Source organism: Rhodobacter capsulatus SB 1003 (assembly GCF_000021865.1).
Lineage (GTDB): Bacteria > Pseudomonadota > Alphaproteobacteria > Rhodobacterales > Rhodobacteraceae > Rhodobacter > Rhodobacter capsulatus_B.
Genome location: NC_014034.1, coordinates 2,063,281 through 2,080,936, shown reverse-complemented (window position 1 = coordinate 2,080,936; position 17,656 = coordinate 2,063,281). Strand labels below are relative to the sequence as shown.

Sequence of the window (17,656 nt, the reverse complement as noted above, 5' to 3'; positions counted from 1 at the left end):
TGGCGTGATTCAGGCTGCGCAAGGAGATCTGATCGATGAGCAAGGCGGGCTGGCTGCTGGCCGCTCGGGGCTATGATGCCGATTGGTTCAGAGAAGCTTTGAAAGACAAGGGGATAAAGGTCTGCATCCCGGGCCGGAACTCCCGCAAGACGGCGGTGAAATACGACAAGAGGCGCTACAAACGGCGCAACCGCATCGAAATCATGTTCGGTCGTCTGAAGGACTGGCGGCGTGTTGCAACCCGATACGACCGCTGCTCACAGACCTTCTTCTCCGCCATCCTCCTCGCCGTAACCGTCTTGTTCTGGCTGTGAAACTCAATGAGGCTGGACCCTGGGCGATCAATTTAGAAGTCTCCGGAACGCTATGTGCGCCTTTGCTCTATAGGCGATGCAGAATTCCTTCCACCTTCCGCATCTCGGCCGCCAGCCCTGGCAGCATGACCTCGCTCTTTCCATACCCGGCAGCGGAGCCGCCCCCAGATCTCCCGGTCAGATAGAGCCGGGCGGCGTCCAGCATTCCGGCGACCAGCGCCTTGTCTTCGAAGAGGTGGCGCCAGCCGTGGCTCGGGGCGAGTTCGGGGCGCGTCAGGCCGACTTTCTCGCGCACCCATGTTGCCACGTTCCCCTGTGACCGGCGCGGGAACAGGCGTTCCTCCGGGCGATCCCTGCGGCTCTCGACAAAGACGATCAGCCCCTCGGCGACCAGATCGGGGTGAACAGGCACTCGGCGCTCGCTGTGCCGGTTCTTCAGCGTCTTGCCGCCCATCGTCGTGAGCCGATAGAACCAGTCTTCGCCGACTTGGAAGAAGTCTCCGGGCGTCAGCTGCGCCACCTCGTTGACCCGCGCGCCAGAATAGGCGCAGAGCCACGGCAGCCAGCGCAGTTCCGGCCGGGTTTCGGCGCGGGCGGCGCGCAGGATTGCTTCTGCCTCGGCCAGCGTCAGGGTGCGCAGATCGCTCGCCACCGGGGCCGCCTCGGGCAATTGCACGAACTCCAGCGGGTTGCCCATCGGGAACAACTCGCCAAGGCTTTGCCGCCGCCCGTGTTCGACCACCGAGCGGATATTTTGCAACCGCTGGCGGATCGAATTGTTCGACAGTTTCGCCTCGCTCAGCATCGCATTCAGCCACGCCTCGGCTTCGCGGGCGGTGACGGTGGTCATATCGTCGGAGCCGCGGAAGGCGACGAACTCGGCGCATTCCCGGCGGTACTTGCGTTCCGTGTCCGGGCGTACGGGGGCCGCATTTCTTCCCCGCGCCTTGGCCGCAACCCATGCATCAATGACGCCGGAGAAGGTCAGCTTGGGCGACGGTGGCGCCGACTTTGGCGAGGGCTTGGCAACGGGAAGGTCAAGCGCTGGGTAGAGTGCCGCCTTGCCCTGCTGGGAATAATCGCCCATCGCCTTCGCTTCGGTCACCTTCGCCGCGTCGTCCATCGCATCGACGACGTGGCGCAACAATGGCAGCCGCGACTCGGGCGCAAGCAGAATGCCCTTGTGCGCGAGGAACGCATCCACGATAGGGCCAAAGCGGGCGTTCAGGCTGGCCTCAAGCTGCGCGTCCTTGCCGATCAGGGGCAGTGACAGTCGCCCGGCCTTGGCTGCGGCATTTACTTCCTGCACGTTCTGCCAGCGTTTGGGGCTTCCCGGGTCTTCATCGAAGGCATCGATCCAGAACGCCCGGAGCGCCCCGGCAAGGGCTAGACTTTGCTTGTGCGTCAGCGCTCGTGGCCCATTGCGGACAGCCTCCCAATGCGCCTCCAGCGCGGCATGGGCGACGGCAAAGCGGGCCTTGGCCTCCTTCGCCTCCTTGGTGCGCAGCGATACCTTCACCGGGCCGTTGACCCGCACCACGCAGGACATTCCAGCCACCGGCACCGAGACGCTCTTGCCGCGCACCTTCGGGGCCACGTCGGCGGGCACATGGACGCGCAGATAGTAGGTCGAACCGATCAGAACCGGGGCTGGCATTTTGAGTCCCATATGTACCACCTCTATGTACCAGTAGAGGCGCAGATTTGCCTTTATTGGCAATTCCTTATGGAAAACAATGGGCTGCGGTGGTGGGTGATGAGAGACTCGAACTCCCGACATCCTCGGTGTAAACGAGGCGCTCTACCAACTGAGCTAATCACCCGGTGCCCTGCTCTTAGCCTGCGTGCGGCAAGCACCGCAAGCGCGATCTTGGACCGGATCAGCTGCCGATCTTTGCCAGATCGTAGGGCGTGTCCTGATAGATCGCATTCACCCAGTTGCCGTAAAGCAGATGCGCATGGCTGCGCCAGCGATTCATCGGCGGCTGCGACGGGTCGTCGTCGGGGTAGTAATTCGCGGGCACGTTGATCGGCTTGCCCGCCGCCACGTCGCGGTCGTATTCGTCCTTCAGCGTCGTGCTGTCATATTCGAAATGGTTGAACACATAAAGCGCGCGGTGACAGGGGTCCTCGACCAGACAGGGGCCGGTGTCGTCGCCCGCGATCAGCGTGCGCAGCCCCGCCCGGTCCAACTCGTCCTGCTTCATCTCGGTCCAGCGGCTCACCGGCACCAGCACGTCATCGGAAAAGCCGCGCAGATAGGGCGAGGTCGGCGCCAGATTGCGGTGGCGGAAGCAGCCGAAGGCCTTGGCGTCCAGCAGGTGCTTCGCCACGCCGTGGAAGTGATAGGCCATCGCCATCCCCCCCCAGCACACGCCGAAGGTCGAAAACACATGGCTTTGCGTCCAGTCGAAGACGCGCTGCAGCTCGTCCCAATAGGTCACGTCCTCGAAGGCCAGATGCTCGATCGGGGCGCCGGTGACGATCAGCCCGTCGAACTTCTCGCCCGAGGCCTCGATCTCGGCGAAGGGGCGGTAGAATTCGGCCATATGCTCGGCGGCGGTGTTCTTCGTCTGATGCGCGGTCATCCGGATCAGCTGGAAGTCGATCTGGATCGGCGTCGCGCCGATCAGCCGGGCGAACTGGTTTTCGGTCTGGATCTTCTTCGGCATCAGATTGAGAAGCCCGATCCGCAGCGGCCGGATTTCCTGCCGCGCCGCGCGTTCGGGCGTCATCACCATCACGCCTTCCTGCGACAGGATGTCGAAGGCGGGCAGCGTGGCAGGCAGGGTGATGGGCATTGTCTTTCCGATACTTGGCAGAGGAGGTTCAGACGCGCCTCAGGCCGGAAGCGCCGAGGCAATGAGCGATGTAAGGTCTTTCTCGTCGCGGACAAGAGCCACATCTGACGCAGCCACCTTGACCCCCCAGTTCCGCGCCATCGCCGCATAGCGCGGCTGCCGATGCGCCAGCGCCTGATGATAAGTCCAGCGGATGAAATCGTCGGGGTTCACCTCGTCCTCGCGCAGGCCCCGTTCCACCCGGTATTGCAGCCATTTCCTTTCCAGAAAGGCGGGCTGGTAATACATCGGCTTCGGCGCGCGGTCGAAGCGGCGCACGAGTTCCTCGGTATGTTCCGCGCTGCCCTCGATCCAGACCATCAAGAGGTGGTCGGAAAGTTCGCGCAGGATCTTGTCGTTCCGGTCCTCGGGGTCGACCACCTCGCAGATCGAGCCGCCGCAGTCGCAGACGAAATGCGGCAGCCCGTAGATCGCCTGCGAGCGTTCGATGAAATAGGTCGTGTCCATCAGCGCCGCCTGTTCGGCGCCGCGATGCTGGTTCTGCCGGATCATGTAGTCCTCGAACGTCAGCCCGCCCTTGGCCTCGGACCCCGGCTTGCCCAGATAGGTCGAAAGCGGCGCCAGATTGTCAAAGGTGATGTTCGAGGCGATATAGACCGAATCCGACAGAAGAAGTTCCGCCAGGAACGGGTTCTTCATCGCCTCGCGCTTGAAGTTGTCGGCGATGTATTCGCCCATGTAGCGCGTGCCGATCCGGTAATCGACCGAGTAATGGAACCAGCCCGTGGGGGCGGCGCGCAGCATGTTGGCCAGATAGGTCTTGCCCAGACCGGACATGCCGAAGAACAACACCCGTTTGCGGCTGGCCGTCCGCCATTCGGCGCGGTTTGCGTAGATCATGCGAGCCCCCTCGTTTGGCCCGGGTTTAGCGCGCGTCGCGGCCGCCGTCACGCGGTTTTGGCCGCGAATTGGTGAGCCAAAGTCCCGCAGCCAGCACGGCAAAGCCCGAAAGCGCATGCGGCCCAAGGCGTTCGTGATAGACGAGCGCGCCTGCGACGATGGCGACGGGCGGAATGAGCAGCGTGACAAGCGAGAGATTGCCCGCCCCCGCAAGCGCCAGGATGCGGTAATAGATCAGATAGGCCAGCGCCGAACAGCCCAGCGCCAGCCAGATCAGCCCGGCCCAGACCTCGGCGCGGTAATCGAAGCTCGGCACGCCCTCAAAGATCAGCATCGCGGGGGCCAGCCAGATCACCCCGCCCGTCAGCATGCCCGCCGCGGCGACCTCGGGGGCAAGGCCGGTGATCGCCTTTTTCGCATAGGCGCCCGCGAAGCCATAGGTGAGCGAGGCGCCGATGATCGCCCATTGCGCCGCCGAGGTGAGGGTGAAGCCCGTCAGCGCCGAAGGGCCGATGGCGAGCACGACACCGGCAAAGCCAAGCGCAACGCCCGACAGGCGGCGGCGGGTCAGCGGCTCGTCGGGAAAGACCGCGGCGGCAACCAGGACGCCGAAAAGCGCGGTCGAGGCATTGAGGATCGCGGCCAGACCGCTGTCGATATGCTGCTGGCCCCAGACGATCAGCGAGAAGGGAATGGCATTGTTCAGCGCCCCCATGATCAGGAAGCGGATCAGAAAGCGCGGGTCCTCGGGCAGGGGCAGGCGGCGCAGCGCCACCCAGAGCCACAAAAGAACGGCGCCGCCGGTGACGCGAAAGGTGACGGTGGTCAGAAAGCCCGTGCCGGTCAGCGCGGCGCGGTTCGACAGGAAGGAGGTGCCCCAGATCAGGGCAAGGGCCGCCAGAAGCGCCCAGGCAAGCGGGGGGATGCGGGTCGTGGTCATGGTGGCGGCAAGCTAGCCGGGGCAGGGCGGCGGGGCCACCCGGAACTTGTGCCAAGGACAATTGAAAGGCCCGCAAAGCGGCCCTTCGTGAATTTCGGAAATGCCGGAAAGATCAGAAGCTGATGCCGACGCGCACCCCCGCGCCCCAGCCCGAGTTGCCCGAGAAGTCGCCGCTGACGGGCGAATTGGTCGTCGCATCGCCGATATCGACATAGCGCACGCCCAGCGTGACCTTGACATTCTCGGTCGCCTGATAGGTGCCCGCCAGCGCGATCGAGCGGAAACCGTCGGTCGGGCCAAGGTTGCCCGTCGTCTCTCCGGACGATTTCTCGTAGCCGAGCACGACTGCGCCGGACCACTTGTCATTGAACTTGCGTCCGACGCCCAGCGCATAGGTGACCGTATTGTCCTTGTAGGCCACCAGCGGATCCTGTTGCATGCCGCCATCAGCGCGAGGGGACGTATAATGCCTCGGCGCAATTTGCAGCTGTGTCCAGTGAACCCAGCGCACCGAGCCGAAGACCAGCGTGTCCTTGGCGATGCCGGTCTGGAATTCCAGGTTCACCGATTCCGGGATCGTGGTAGAAAAGACAGTGTCCAGCGTTCTGCCGCCCGTGTAAAGGCTCGTTTCACGGGCATCGAAGTCGTGGGTGATCTTGGAATTGTAAGTCAGCGCCACGCGTGCCGCGATTTCGGGTTTTTCCCAAGCCACGCCGACAAGATAACCGAAGTCCGTTTCGGTCGAGGAACTCATGTGATAAGCGCCGACCGAGGGCAGGCTGACCACGCCGCTGGTCCGCAGCGCCCGAATCCCGCCGATCATCGAGAAATTTTGCGGCAATTTATAACGCAGCATCCCGGTGAGCGAGGTGTTGTCGATGGTCGCCGTAGCCCCTTGCAGGAAGTAGTCCGTTCCCGTCGGATAATTCACATCTGCGCCGATCGCGTTTTCAAGCACCACGGCAGCGTCGATTTTGTCGGTCAGCGTAAACTTGTATCCAAAGCTGTATGTGCCGTAACCGCCCGCCATGTCTCCAGAGCCGGCATCTCGGCGCCTCATCGTCGCGTTCAGGCCGACACCCGACACATCCGGGCTGAAGCCGCCAAAGTTCAACTCGACGTAGTTTCCTTTCTCGAACAGGATCCCCACCGACTGGCTGGACCGTTCAATACCCCCCGCAGTGGCGGCTGTCGCGCCAAGGGCAAGGGCGCTGGCCGTCATCAGTATTTTTTTCATGTGATTCTCATCCCTAGAGCGTGTTGGACTCTTCTCCCGATATCGACCCTATCACGCTGTTAAGGTGAATCAATTCGGGCTGCGGCCTTACGTCACGTCCGCGTGAGCTTGCCGTTGGGTCATGTGGCCGAACTGCCACGAATCACGTAAACACAACGGTTTAGTTGCCGCAGTTGCGAGGGTGGGCGGCGCATTTGCGCTGCGTTGCCGCATCCGCAGGCGGGCCGGGGTGCACGCCGGGGTTGTGCGTCCGTGTCAGATCCATGCGCCGATCAGCCGCCACAGACCCAGGCCGAGCAGCCACAAAAGCGACAGCGCCGCCGCGACGCCAAGGGCCGCCCAGAGCGTCGGCCGCGGCGCCGGGATCTCGGGCGTGTTGCGGGGCGGGGTCGGGGATCTGTGCTTGCGGGTCATCGGGGCCTCCGGCGATCATTAACCCTGAATTAGGTAAACAGGGCTTTAATGGCGCCATGGACAGGATCGAGATCACGACATTCGCGCCCGCCGAGCCGGGGGCTTTCGACGCGGCGGTGGCGGCGCTTTCGCCCGCGGCGGCCTTGCAGGCGCGGGCCTGTTACGGCGAGATCGCGGCGGCGGCCGGGCGCGGGCTGCGGCGGCTGCAGATCGGCGCCGGGGGGCGGCGGATTGGTCTGGCGCAGGTGCTGGGGCGGGGCGGGCTGTGGCTGTGCAGCCGCGGTCCGGTCTTTGTCCCCGATCTGCCCGAAGAGATCCGGCGGCGGGCGCTGCGCGCCCTGGCGCGGGCGCTGCCGGGGCTGCTGATCGTCACGCCCGAGACGCCGGTGGCGGGTCCGGGGCTGGTGCCGCTGATCACCGCGCGCCATCAGGCGATCTGGGATCTGAGCCCCGAGGAGGCCGCCCTGCGCGCCGGGCTGCAGGGGAAATGGCGCAACCGTCTGGTGACGGCGGAACGCGCGGGGCTGCGGGTCAGGGTCGAGCCCGCGGCCGACTGGCTGATCGCCGCCGAGGCGCAGCAGCGCCGGGACCGCGGCTACCGCGCCCTGCCGCCCGCCTTTGCCGCCGCCTGGGGCGCAACGCGACCCCGGATCGGTGCTGGTGCTTTTCGGCGGGCACCCGCCGCGGTGCCGCGTCAGCCCGGGGTGATGGTGCTGCGGGCTGGGGCGGGGGCGAGCTATCATCTGGGCTGGTCGGGGCCCGAGGGCCGGGCGGCGGGGGCGCATAATCTTCTGCTCTGGCAGGCGGCCTTGCGGCTGCGGGCGCAGGGGGTGCGCCACTTCGATCTGGGCGACATCAATTCCGAGGCCGGGGCGGGGCTGATGCGCTTCAAGCTGGGCACCGGCGCGGCGGTGCAGGCGCTTGGCGCCACCGTCTGGGTGCTGCCGGGGCGGGGCTGACCTGGCCCCGCCCCCCCACACGCAGCCCTGCGGCGGATTTGCCCTTTCTTTGCCGAAGCGCTTCTGCAAGATTTCCGCCCGATCCCGCATGTCACGCGTTCCGACATGCCCCAGCCAAGGCAGACCGACACGATGGCCCCTGTTTTTCCGCAATCCGCGCCCCCCGGCCTTTGGCGCCGAACCCCTCCCGCGATCTTTCCGCCCACGCTTGGCCTTGCGGCGCTGGCGCTTGGCTGGCGCAAGGCGGCGCAGGTCTTCGATCTGCCGCCGGGCCTTGCCGAGGCGCTGAGCGGGGCGGTCACGCTTTTGTGCGCCTTCGTCTTCCTGACCTATCTGGTCAAGGCGCTGCGCCGCCCCGCGGTGGTGCTGGAGGATCTGCGCATCCTGCCCGGCCGGGCCGGGCTTTCGGCCGGGGTGCTGATGCTGTATCTGATCGCGGCGATCCTTGGCCCCTATCTGCCCGGCGCGGCGGTGACGGTTCTGGCCGGGGCGGGGGCGCTGCATCTGGGGCTTTGCGCGGCGATGCTTTACGTCTTCGCCACCGGCCCGGCCGAGCAGCGCCGGGTCAATCCGACCTGGCATCTGCTGTTTTCGGGCTGGATCGTGGCGGCGCTGGTGGCGGCGCAGCTTGGCCTTGCGACGGTGGCGGCGGCGCTGTTCTGGCTTGCGCTGATCTGCGCGCTGGTGATCTGGAGCTTGTCGCTGCAGCAGCTTTCCCGCGAGACCGTGCCCGCGCCGCTGCGCCCGCTGCTGGCGATCCATCTGGCCCCGGCGGCGCTTTTGGGCACCACCGCGGCGCTGCTTGGCGCGCTGGCGCTGGCCTTCGTCTTTGCCCTCGGCGCGGCGCTGCTTTTGCTTCTCCTCGTGCTGCGCGGGCGCTGGCTGCTGGCGGCGGGGTTCTCTCCGCTCTGGGGGGCGCTGACCTTCCCGCTGGCGGCGACGGCGACGCTCTGGCTGTCGCTGGGTGATCTGTGGCTTCTGCCGGGCGCGGCGGCTCTGGTGGCGGCGACGGCGATCCTTCCGGCCATCGCCATCCGCCTTTACAAGATGTGGGCAAAGGGCGATCTGGCGGCGAAAACCGGCGCCGCCCGCGCCTGAGGGCTTGCGTCGGGGGCCAAGCCATGAAACAGGGACGTGCCAACCGTTCCCTGCCGATGGAGTCCCCCATGCAGATTCGCGAGGCCCTCACCTTCGATGATGTCCTTCTGGTTCCCGCAGCCTCAAGCGTGCTGCCCTCGGAGGCCGATGTTTCCACCCGCGTCACGCGCTCGATCCGTCTGAACATCCCGCTGCTTTCGTCGGCGATGGACACGGTGACCGAGGCGAACATGGCGATCGCCATGGCGCAGGCGGGCGGCATGGGGGTGATCCACCGCAACCTGACGGTGGAAAAACAGGCTTCCGAAGTGCGCCGGGTGAAGCGCTTCGAATCCGGCATCGTCTACAACCCGATCACGCTCACGCCCGAGCAGACGCTCGCCGATGCAAAGGCGCTGCGCGAACGCTACAATGTCTCGGGCTTTCCGGTCGTCGATGTTGCGGGCAAGGTCGTCGGCATCGTGACGAACCGCGACATGCGCTTTGCCACCGATGACGCGACGCCGGTCCATGCGATGATGACGCGCGAGAATCTGGCGATGCTGCGCGAACCGGCCGACCGCGACGAGGCGATGAGCCTGATGAAAGCCCGCCGGATCGAGAAACTTCTGGTGGTGAATGCCGACGGCAAGCTGACCGGGCTTCTGACGCTGAAGGACAGCGAACATTCGGTGCTGCACCCGCAGGCCTGCAAGGACGAAAAGGGCCGTCTGCGCGTTGCCGCCGCCTCGACGGTGGGCGATGCGGGCTATGAACGCTCGGTCGCGCTGATCGAGGCGGGCTGCGATCTGATCGTGATCGACACCGCGCATGGCCATTCCGAAGGCGTGGCGAAAGCGGTCGAGCGGATCAAGCTCTTCGCGCCCGGGGTGCAGGTCTGCGCGGGCAACGTCGCCACGGCCGAGGCGACGAAGGCGCTGATCGGGGCGGGCGCGGATGCGGTCAAGGTCGGCATCGGTCCGGGCTCGATCTGCACCACGCGGATCGTCGCGGGGGTCGGCGTGCCGCAGCTCTCGGCGATCATGGATGCCTGTTCGGGCGCGGGCGACGTGCCGATCATTGCGGACGGCGGCATCAAATTCTCGGGCGATTTCGCCAAAGCCATCGCGGCGGGCGCCTCCTGCGCCATGGTGGGCTCGGCGATCGCGGGCACGGATGAAAGCCCCGGCGAGGTGATCCTCTATCAGGGCCGGTCCTACAAATCCTATCGCGGCATGGGCTCGCTCGGTGCGATGGCGCGCGGCTCGGCCGACCGCTATTTCCAGAAGGACGCCGCCTCCGACAAGCTTGTGCCCGAGGGGATCGAGGGGCAGGTGCCCTACAAGGGCCCGGTGGCGACGGTCATTCACCAGATGGTGGGCGGGCTGCGCGCGGCGATGGGCTACACCGGCCATGCCACCGTGGCCTCGATGCAGGGCGGCTGCCAGTTCGTCCGCATCACCGGCGCCGGGCTGAAGGAAAGCCACGTCCATGACGTGCAGATCACCCGCGAAAGCCCGAACTACCGCATCGGCTGAGATCGCGGCGCAGAAATCACAAGGGCCGGGGGAAACCCCGGCCCTTTTTCTGTGTACCGGCAAACACCGCTTCCCCTTCATCTTGCCGAAAATATCCCGGGGGGTCCGGGGGGCAGCGCCCCCGGCGGGTCGCCGCAGGCAAAGCCGCGGCGAAATCCATCCGCGCGCCCCTCACCCCGCGCGGAAATGCTTGGCGAGCTTCAGCCCCTGGCCCTGATAGTTCGAGGCGATCCCGGCGCCGTAAAGCCGCTCCGGCCGCCCGGCCATGCGCTCATAGACCAGCCGCCCCACCACCTGCCCATGTTCCAGAACAAAGGGCGCCTCGTGGCAGCGCACTTCCAGCACGCCCCTGGAGCCTTCGCCCCCTGCCGCGCCATGGCCGAAACCGGGATCGAAGAAGCCCGCGTAATGCACGCGGAATTCCCCCACCATCGCCAGATAGGGCGCCATCTCGGCGGCGAAATCGGGCGGGATCACCACCGCCTCGCGGCTGACCAGAATGTAGAAGGCGCCAGGGTCGAGAATGATCCGCCCCTCGCGCGTGCGCACCTCTTCCCAGAAATCACTGGCCGGGTAATGCGCGATCCGGTCCAGATCGACCACCCCGGCATGCGGCTTCGCCCGGTAGCCGACCAGATCTCCTTCCGCCGGGCGCAGATCGACGGAGAAGCCCAGCCCATGGTCGATCACCGCCCCGCCGTGCCCGATGCCGCTGACGAGCGGTTCAGCCGCATGCAGCGCCTTCAGCTCGGGGTCGGAAAGCGCCGCCTGCCCGGCGCGAAAGCGGATCTGGTTCAGCCGCATCCCCGGCCGCACCAGCACCGAAAACGACCGCGGGCAGATCTCGGCGTAAAGCGGGCCGGTGTAGCCCTCGGGAATGCGGTCGAATTCCGTGCCGTCGTCGGTGATCACCCGGGTCAGCAGATCGAGCCGCCCGGTCGAGCTTTTCGCATTGCTGACCGCGGTCAGACCGGCGGGCAGGGCCAGGCGCTCCATCAGCGGCACCAGATAGACACAGCCCTTTTCCAGCACCGCGCCCTCGGACAGGCGCATCCGGTGCATCTCGAAGTCGGAAAGCTTCGTCTCGACCCGCTGGCCCCGCCCCGCCAGAAACGAGGCGCGGATGCGATAGGCGACCTCGCCCAGCCGCAGATCAAGGCTGGCAGGCTGGATCTGTTCGGGGGTCACCGGACGGGCGGCGGCGATCTCGCCGCGGGCGATCATCGCGCGCAGGGCGCTGTCGGGAAGAACACCATGCATCATCGCGGCCTCGCGGAACTGGAATTGGTCAAAAAAGAACGCCCACTCCAGCCGGAGTGAGCGTTCTTTTGATGGTCGGGCCGGTGAGATTCGAACTCACGACCTTCCGCCCCCCAGACGGACGCGCTAACCAGGCTGCGCCACGGCCCGACGAGGCGCATATAGAGCCATTGCGCCCCCGGGTGCAAGCGGCAAAACGCAATTTTTTGCACGGACTTGCAGGCGGGGACGACGGGCATCCTCAGCGCCGCGCCGGAACCGGCCGGGGCGGCTGCGCCAGACGCCCGGCCAGCCGCACCAGACGGTCATGCGCCGCCAGAAGCCGCATCCGCTCGATCGGCGAGAGCGCGTCGGGGGCAAAGCGCGTCAGATCCTCGCGCAGGGCGCCCAGAGGATTCGCCGTCGGATCGATCTGCCCGGCCGCGGCCAGTTCCACCTGCAGCGGCGCGGTGCCGCTCAGGATCAGCGACACCACCCGGTCGAGCGGATCGAATTCCGACGCCGGGTCGGGCTCGGGCTCCGGTTCGGGCTCTGGTTCCGGCTCGGGATCGGGCGGGGCGGCGAAGACCAGAATCGGCTCGGGCGCGGCGAAAGCGGGCGCTGCCGCGATCCCGGTCATCGGCGCGGCTTCCGCGAGAGGTTCCGGTTCCGGTTCCGGCTCGGGTTCTGCCACGGATTCGGGGACAGGCTCGGGCACAACAGGCTCGGGCAGGGGGGCCGGCTCGGCGACCGGCGCCGGTTTCGGCGCGGCCTCGGGGGGCTGCGCGAAGTAATCGAAAAGCGAGCCCTGAACCGGCAGCTCCGGCTCCGGTTCGGGGGCAGGGGCGGGCGCGGGCTCCGGCTCCGGCTCCGGTTCGGGCGCCACCACCACCGCGGGGCGCGCCAGCGGCCGGGGCGCGATGAAGCGATAGGCGATATCCTCGAAGGGCGGCGCATCCGCGGTCGTCGCCGCGGGGTCGGGCGCATCCGCGGGGGCCGGGTCAAAGGCGGCGGCAACCGGGCTCTCGGGCAGCGGCACCGCAGCCGGTTCCGGCGCAGTGACGGGATCGGCGGGAGGCCAGGGCTCGGGCGGTTCCGCCTCGGCGGCGTCCCGCGCCGCGGCTGCGACCTGGGCGGCAAGCTCCGCCTCGGCCTTGGCCCGGGCCGCTTCCGCCCGGGCGTGCTCGGCCTCGCGACGCAGCCGCTGCAGCTCGGCCCGCACCGCTTCCGCCTCGCGGCGGGCCTGCTCGACCGCCGCCTGCGCCGCTTCCAGCGCCCGCGCCTCGGCCTCGATCCGGGCCCGTTCGATCCGACGTTCTTCGTCGATCCGATCCAGCTCCTCCGGGCTCAGCCCCCGTTCGGCCTCTGCCTCGGGCGTCGCCAGAGGCGCTGCCGGATCCTCCGCGCCGAGGTCTTCGGGCGCTTCCGGCACCGCTTCGGCGACCGGTTCCGGTTCCTCGGGGAGGAAGGTCGGTTCGTCCGCGGCGTTTTCTTCGAACGCTTCCGGCAGAAGCTCGGAAACCGGCTCTTCCGGCATCGCCTCCGCGACCGGTTCCGGTTCCTCGGGGAGGAAGGTCGGTTCTTCCGCGACGTTTTCTTCGAACACTTCCGACAGAAGCCCGGAAACCGGCTCTTCTGGCATCGCCTCCGCGACCGGTTCCGGTTCCTCGGGGAGGAAAGCCAGTTCTTCCGCGACGTTTTCTTCGAACACTTCCGACAGAAGCTTGGAAACCGGCTCTTCCGGCATCGCCTCCGCGACCGGTTCCGGTTCCTCGGGGAGGAAGGTCGGTTCTTCCGCGACGTTTTCTTCGACTGCTTCCGGCAGAAGCTCGGAAACCGGCTCTTCCGGCATCGCCTCGGCGACCGGCTCCGGTTCCTCGGGGACGAAAGCCGGTTCTTCCGCGACGTTTTCTTCGAACGCTTCCGGCAGAAGCCCGGAAACCGGCTCTTCCGGCACCGCCTCCGCGACCGGCTCCGATTCTTCAGGGAGGAAGGTCGGTTCGTCTGCGACGTTTTCTTCGAACGCTTCCGGCAGAAGCTCGGAAACCGGCTCTTCCGGCATCTCCTCGGCGACCGGCTCTGGTTCCTCGGGGACGAAAGCCAGTTCGTCCGCGACGTTTTCCTCGAACGCTTCCGACAGAAGCCCGGAAACCGGCTCTTCCGGCACCGCTTCGGCGACCGGTTCGGGCGCAGCTTCGGGCACGGGTTCGCGCGGCAGATTCGCGCTCAGCATCTCGGCCCCCAGCGCCGAGACCTTCTTCGCGCCCTGCGATTTCAGCCGCGCCTGCGCCTCCTTGATCGGCAGCGCCTCGACCTGCAGCAGATGCTTGATCCCCACCAGCAGCGCGACATCGGCCGGGCGGTAATAGCGCCGCCCGCCCGCCCGCTTCACCGGCTTGATCTGCGGAAACTTGCTTTCCCAGAATCGCAGCACATGCGTCGGGGTTTCGAGGAGCTCTGCCACCTCGGTAATCGTACGGAAGGCCTCGGCTGACTTCGTCATCGCGGCGCGATCATCCCCTGCTCGGGCTCAATTCGGTGAACCGGTTCAACCGGCCCTATTTTGCATTGCCTTCGGCAACCCGGTCCTTCATCAGATGCGAGGGCCGGAACGACAGCACCCGCCGCGGCGAAATCGGCACTTCCTCGCCCGTCTTCGGGTTGCGCCCCATGCGCGAGGTCTTGTCGCGCACGGAAAACGTGCCAAAGGACGAGATCTTGACCGTCTCGCCGCGCACCAGCGCGTCGGACATATGTTGCAACACGGTTTCGACCAGCTGCGCGGATTCATTTCGGCTGAGCCCGACTTCGCGGAACACGGCTTCGCTCAGATCCATGCGGGTCAGGGTTTTCTCTGACATCTCAATCCCCCGGGAGTGATATGGATCACGATGGGGGCAAGTATTTCCCGAGTCAATATCAATGGCTTGCGCGGCAAGGTTGAGACGGCTTTTTCCACCGTAATCACCTCTTTACCAGCGCAGGACCACCGATCCCCAGGCCAGACCGCCGCCGATCGCCTCGGTCACGATCAGATCCCCCGCCTTGATCTGCCCGCGCGCCCGCGCCGTCGAGAGCGCCAGGGGAATCGATGCGGCAGAGGTGTTGCCGTGATCGGCCACCGTCACCACCACCCGCTCCATCGGCACCCCCATCCGTTCCGCCGTGGCGGTGATGATGCGCAGGTTCGCCTGATGCGGCACGATCCAGCTCACGTCCTCGGGCGTCAGACCGGCCTTGGCGAGCGCCGCATGCGCGGTCTCGGCCAGTTTTTGCACCGCATGTTTGAAGACGGCATTGCCCTGCATCCGCAGATGGCCGGACTGGCCGTTGGTCGACACCCCGCCATCGACGTAAAGCAATTCCCGGTAGCGGCCGTCCGAATGCAGGTCGCTTGCCAGAATGCCGCGGTCGGCGGCCGTGCCCGCGCCCTCGGCCGCCTCGAGGATCAGCGCCCCGGCGCCGTCGCCGAACAGAACGCAGGTGCCGCGATCGGCCCAGTCCATGATCCGCGAAAACGTCTCGGCGCCGATCACCAGCACCCGTTTCGCCTGGCCCGACAGGATCATCCCGTTCGCATTCGCCAGCGCAAAGACGAAGCCGGCGCAGACCGCCTGCACGTCAAAGGCAAAGGCATTGGTGTTGCCAAGCCCCGCCTGCACCATCGTCGCAACCGACGGGAAGGTGAAATCCGGCGTCGAGGTCGCGACCACGATCGCATCGATATCCGCCGCGCTCAGCCCCGCATCGGCCAGCGCCGCCGCGGCCGCCTTGATCGCCAGCTGCGAGGTGGTTTCCCCCTCGGCCGCGAAATGGCGCCGTTCGATCCCGGTGCGGGACCGGATCCATTCATCCGTCGTGTCGAGCTTGCCCTCGAACTCGGCATTCTCCACCACGCGGGCGGGCAGGTAATGCCCCACGCCACGGACCACCGCTCTGATCGTCATTTTGCGTTCTCGATTCCTGCCTCCGCCGAGGCTGCATCCTGACCGTTTGCTGACGCAAGGGCAACCCGGGCCGCAAGACGTTCGGCAAAGCCCAGACCGGCCAGCCGCGCCGCAAGGTCGATGGCCGCCGCCACCCCCGTCGCATCGGCGCCGCCATGCGACTTGATCACGGTTCCGTTCAGGCCGAGGAAAACCCCGCCATTGACCCGGCGCGGGTCGATCTTCGCCTTCAGCCGCTTCAGCGCCCCCGAGGCCAGCAGCGCCCCGAGCTTCGAAAGCAGGCTCGAGGTGAAGGCCTCGCGCATCAGCTCGCCCGCGAATTTCGCCGTGCCCTCGCCGGTCTTCAGCGCGACATTGCCGGTGAAGCCGTCGGTGACGATCACATCGACCCGCGAGCCGGGCAGGTCGTTGCCCTCGACGAAGCCGACGAACTCATAGCCGCCCGCGGTTTCCATCGCGCCGATCATCTCGGCGGCGATCTTCAGCTCGGCATGGCCCTTGTGTTCTTCGGTGCCGACATTGAGCAGCCCGACCCGCGGCCGGTCCAGACCAAGCGCGTTGCGGGCATAGGAAGAGCCCATCAGCGCATAGGTCAGAAGATCGCGGGCCTCGGCTTTCACATCCGCGCCCATGTCCAGCATGATATTGAATCCGGAGGGATTCTTGCAGGGCCAGAAGGCAGCGATGGCAGGCCGGTTCACCCCTGGCATCTTGCGCAGCCGCAGCATCGAGACCGCCATCAGCGCGCCGGTATTGCCGCAGGACACCGCGACCTGCGCCGCGCCGTCGCGCACCGCATCGATCGTCGACCACATCGACGTGTCCTTGCCGCCGCGCATCACCGCCGCGGGCTTGTCATGCATCGTGACAACGCCGGTCGCGTGACGGATCGTCACACAGGACTTCAGCCTGCGCGCCTTCACCAGCGGCGCCAGCTCGGCTTCGGGGCCGTGCACCAGAAAATGCAGATCGGGATACTTCCGGCGCGCAAGGGCGATCCCGTCCAGGACGGCCGCGGGGCCCCGGTCGCCCCCCATTGCATCGATCGACAGCACGAGCGGGGCGGAAACCGGGACGCCGGAAATCAAAGCGCCGGAAACATCCGGCGCTTGAGCGGCTGCAGGACAGCCGCGACTTGACGTAACGTCAGCTTCTACTCCCACCGTGGTCGTCTCCTGTTTGAACAGTTTGACCATGGCGGAGGGACGGGCTTACGCCGCGTCGTCGTCCAGATCGACTTCGGCCGCTTGCGCAACCACTTCGCGGTCGTCGTAGTGGCCGCAGGCGCCGCAGACATGGTGCGGGCGCTTCAGTTCGCCACAGTTCGGGCACGAAGCCGGGTTGGCGGCCACAAGGGCGTCATGCGCGCGGCGCATGTTACGACGGGAGCGCGTGACTCGGTTCTGCGGGACGGCCATGTGTCTAACCTCGGTTCTGGGGGCGCAAGGCCCTGTTTTGCCTGGGGTTTCGTCACGGCAGCCAGTGGCGGACCGGGGGCGAACCCTGCGTTCGAATGAGGCCGGGAACATACTGCAGTTCCGCCCCGTTGCAAGCCCTTTTTGCAGCTTTTTTCGGCACCGTCACAACCGCGTCGCAACCGGGCCGAAACGCCGCGCTCAGGACTGGTCGTCTTCCCCCCCGGGTTTGCCCCCCAGAAGGCTTTTCAGATTGGCGAAGGGACGGGTGTCCTCGTCGCGGATCGGTGCGGCCCCGGGCGGGGCGGCCTGCGCCGCGACCGGCGCGGCATCGGGCGCATGCGGATAAAGCGGCAGCGCCAGTTCCAGCACCTCGAGCGCGACCGCGCCCAGATCGATGCGGTCGGGCAGCGGCTCGGCATCGGTGTCCTCGGGGATCTCGATCTCGTCGCCCGCGGGGGTTTCCATCTGCGCCAGATAGCGCCGGGCGACGGTTTCGCGCAGATCGGTGGTCACGGGCGCCAGCGTCACCACGCAGGCCTGCACGGCGCGGGCGGTGAATTCGGCGTCCAGCGCCCAGTCCGACCGGCCGGTGGGGGTCAACGTGCCCTTGAGCCGCAGCGTTTCCAGCGCCTCGATCCCCGCCCAGGCGGCGATGGCGGCGCAGGTGGCGGCGTCGGGGGCGATGTCGAAGCGGGTGGGCTTGCGCGCGGCCAGCTCGGCGGGGCGCAGCGCATGGCTGAAGGGCAGGGCATCGGTGTCGGTCATCACGGTCTCCGGGATCGCAGGCGGGTCAGGACGGCAGAGGCGCTTGAGGGCGGCGGCATCCTGTTGTAATCGGGATAGAAGGCCCGAGGTCACGAGGCAAGAGGGGG

At 66.8% G+C, this 17,656-nt stretch carries 16 protein-coding genes, 2 tRNA genes and 1 pseudogene; 4 read left to right on the top strand and 15 right to left on the bottom strand.

Going from position 1 to position 17,656, the window contains the following annotated elements; translation table 11 throughout:
- Positions 1-32: 32 nt before the first annotated feature.
- Positions 33-314, top strand: a pseudogene (locus RCAP_RS09565) (transposase); the annotation flags it as partial.
- Between the two features lie 67 nt (positions 315-381).
- On the opposite strand, the gene RCAP_RS18480 reads toward RCAP_RS09565, so the two are convergent.
- From RCAP_RS18480 to RCAP_RS19590, 7 genes are all read right to left on the bottom strand, one after another.
- A complete protein-coding gene (locus tag RCAP_RS18480; protein ID WP_013067647.1) occupies positions 382-1,983 on the bottom strand; it encodes a DUF6538 domain-containing protein in 1,602 nt (533 codons plus the stop codon).
- Positions 1,984-2,061: 78 nt separating this feature from the next.
- Positions 2,062-2,137 (bottom strand) — tRNA-Val (locus tag RCAP_RS09555).
- Between the two features lie 57 nt (positions 2,138-2,194).
- Positions 2,195-3,115 carry a homoserine O-succinyltransferase gene (locus RCAP_RS09550; RefSeq protein ID WP_013067646.1) on the bottom strand — a complete coding sequence of 307 codons (921 nt, stop codon included), beginning with the start codon at positions 3,113-3,115 and terminating at the stop codon, positions 2,195-2,197.
- 39 nt (positions 3,116-3,154) lie between these two features.
- Entirely contained in the window at positions 3,155-4,015 is an 861-nt protein-coding gene (locus tag RCAP_RS09545; RefSeq protein ID WP_013067645.1) for a hypothetical protein, read from the bottom strand.
- A 25-nt stretch (positions 4,016-4,040) separates the two neighbouring features.
- The gene (locus tag RCAP_RS09540; RefSeq protein WP_013067644.1) at positions 4,041-4,955 is read right to left on the bottom strand and encodes a DMT family transporter; all 915 of its coding nucleotides are present in this window, start codon (positions 4,953-4,955) and stop codon (positions 4,041-4,043) included.
- Between the two features lie 112 nt (positions 4,956-5,067).
- Positions 5,068-6,192, bottom strand: a complete 1,125-nt coding sequence (locus tag RCAP_RS09535) for a porin family protein (RefSeq protein WP_013067643.1) — start codon at positions 6,190-6,192, stop codon at positions 5,068-5,070.
- Between the two features lie 255 nt (positions 6,193-6,447).
- The gene (locus tag RCAP_RS19590) at positions 6,448-6,606 is read right to left on the bottom strand and encodes a hypothetical protein (protein ID WP_013067642.1); all 159 of its coding nucleotides are present in this window, start codon (positions 6,604-6,606) and stop codon (positions 6,448-6,450) included.
- Between the two features lie 56 nt (positions 6,607-6,662).
- Between RCAP_RS19590 and RCAP_RS09530 the strand changes: the two genes are divergently transcribed.
- From RCAP_RS09530 to guaB, 3 genes are all read left to right on the top strand, one after another.
- On the top strand, positions 6,663-7,565 hold the full coding sequence (locus RCAP_RS09530) for a hypothetical protein (RefSeq protein ID WP_013067641.1): 903 nt from the start codon (positions 6,663-6,665) through the stop codon (positions 7,563-7,565).
- Positions 7,566-7,697: 132 nt separating this feature from the next.
- Positions 7,698-8,663: a TDT family transporter gene (locus RCAP_RS09525; RefSeq protein WP_013067640.1), complete on the top strand. Its 966-nt coding sequence runs from the start codon at positions 7,698-7,700 to the stop codon at positions 8,661-8,663.
- Between the two features lie 68 nt (positions 8,664-8,731).
- Positions 8,732-10,180: an IMP dehydrogenase gene (guaB, locus tag RCAP_RS09520; protein WP_013067639.1), complete on the top strand. Its 1,449-nt coding sequence runs from the start codon at positions 8,732-8,734 to the stop codon at positions 10,178-10,180.
- A 171-nt stretch (positions 10,181-10,351) separates the two neighbouring features.
- Here the strand turns inward: guaB and RCAP_RS09515 are convergent, their stop codons facing one another.
- From RCAP_RS09515 to RCAP_RS09480, 8 genes are all read right to left on the bottom strand, one after another.
- Positions 10,352-11,440, bottom strand: coding sequence for a 2'-deoxycytidine 5'-triphosphate deaminase (locus RCAP_RS09515; protein WP_031330518.1), 1,089 nt, complete (start codon positions 11,438-11,440; stop codon positions 10,352-10,354).
- Between the two features lie 72 nt (positions 11,441-11,512).
- Positions 11,513-11,590 (bottom strand) — tRNA-Pro (locus tag RCAP_RS09510).
- A 91-nt stretch (positions 11,591-11,681) separates the two neighbouring features.
- On the bottom strand, positions 11,682-13,922 hold the full coding sequence (locus RCAP_RS19915; RefSeq protein ID WP_013067637.1) for a MerR family transcriptional regulator: 2,241 nt from the start codon (positions 13,920-13,922) through the stop codon (positions 11,682-11,684).
- A gap of 55 nt (positions 13,923-13,977) precedes the next feature.
- A complete protein-coding gene (gene ihfA, locus RCAP_RS09500) occupies positions 13,978-14,280 on the bottom strand; it encodes an integration host factor subunit alpha (protein ID WP_013067636.1) in 303 nt (100 codons plus the stop codon).
- 111 nt (positions 14,281-14,391) lie between these two features.
- Positions 14,392-15,366, bottom strand: a complete 975-nt coding sequence (locus tag RCAP_RS09495) for a beta-ketoacyl-ACP synthase III (RefSeq protein ID WP_013067635.1) — start codon at positions 15,364-15,366, stop codon at positions 14,392-14,394.
- Entirely contained in the window at positions 15,363-16,454 is a 1,092-nt protein-coding gene (gene plsX, locus RCAP_RS09490) for a phosphate acyltransferase PlsX (protein ID WP_013067634.1), read from the bottom strand. Before plsX ends, RCAP_RS09495 begins: the two co-directional genes overlap by 4 nt.
- 123 nt (positions 16,455-16,577) lie before the next feature.
- Positions 16,578-16,784, bottom strand: coding sequence for a 50S ribosomal protein L32 (gene rpmF / locus RCAP_RS09485; protein ID WP_013067633.1), 207 nt, complete (start codon positions 16,782-16,784; stop codon positions 16,578-16,580).
- Between the two features lie 198 nt (positions 16,785-16,982).
- Complete coding sequence (locus tag RCAP_RS09480) at positions 16,983-17,549, bottom strand: YceD family protein (protein WP_013067632.1); 567 nt, start codon at positions 17,547-17,549, stop codon at positions 16,983-16,985.
- Positions 17,550-17,656 lie beyond the last annotated feature (107 nt).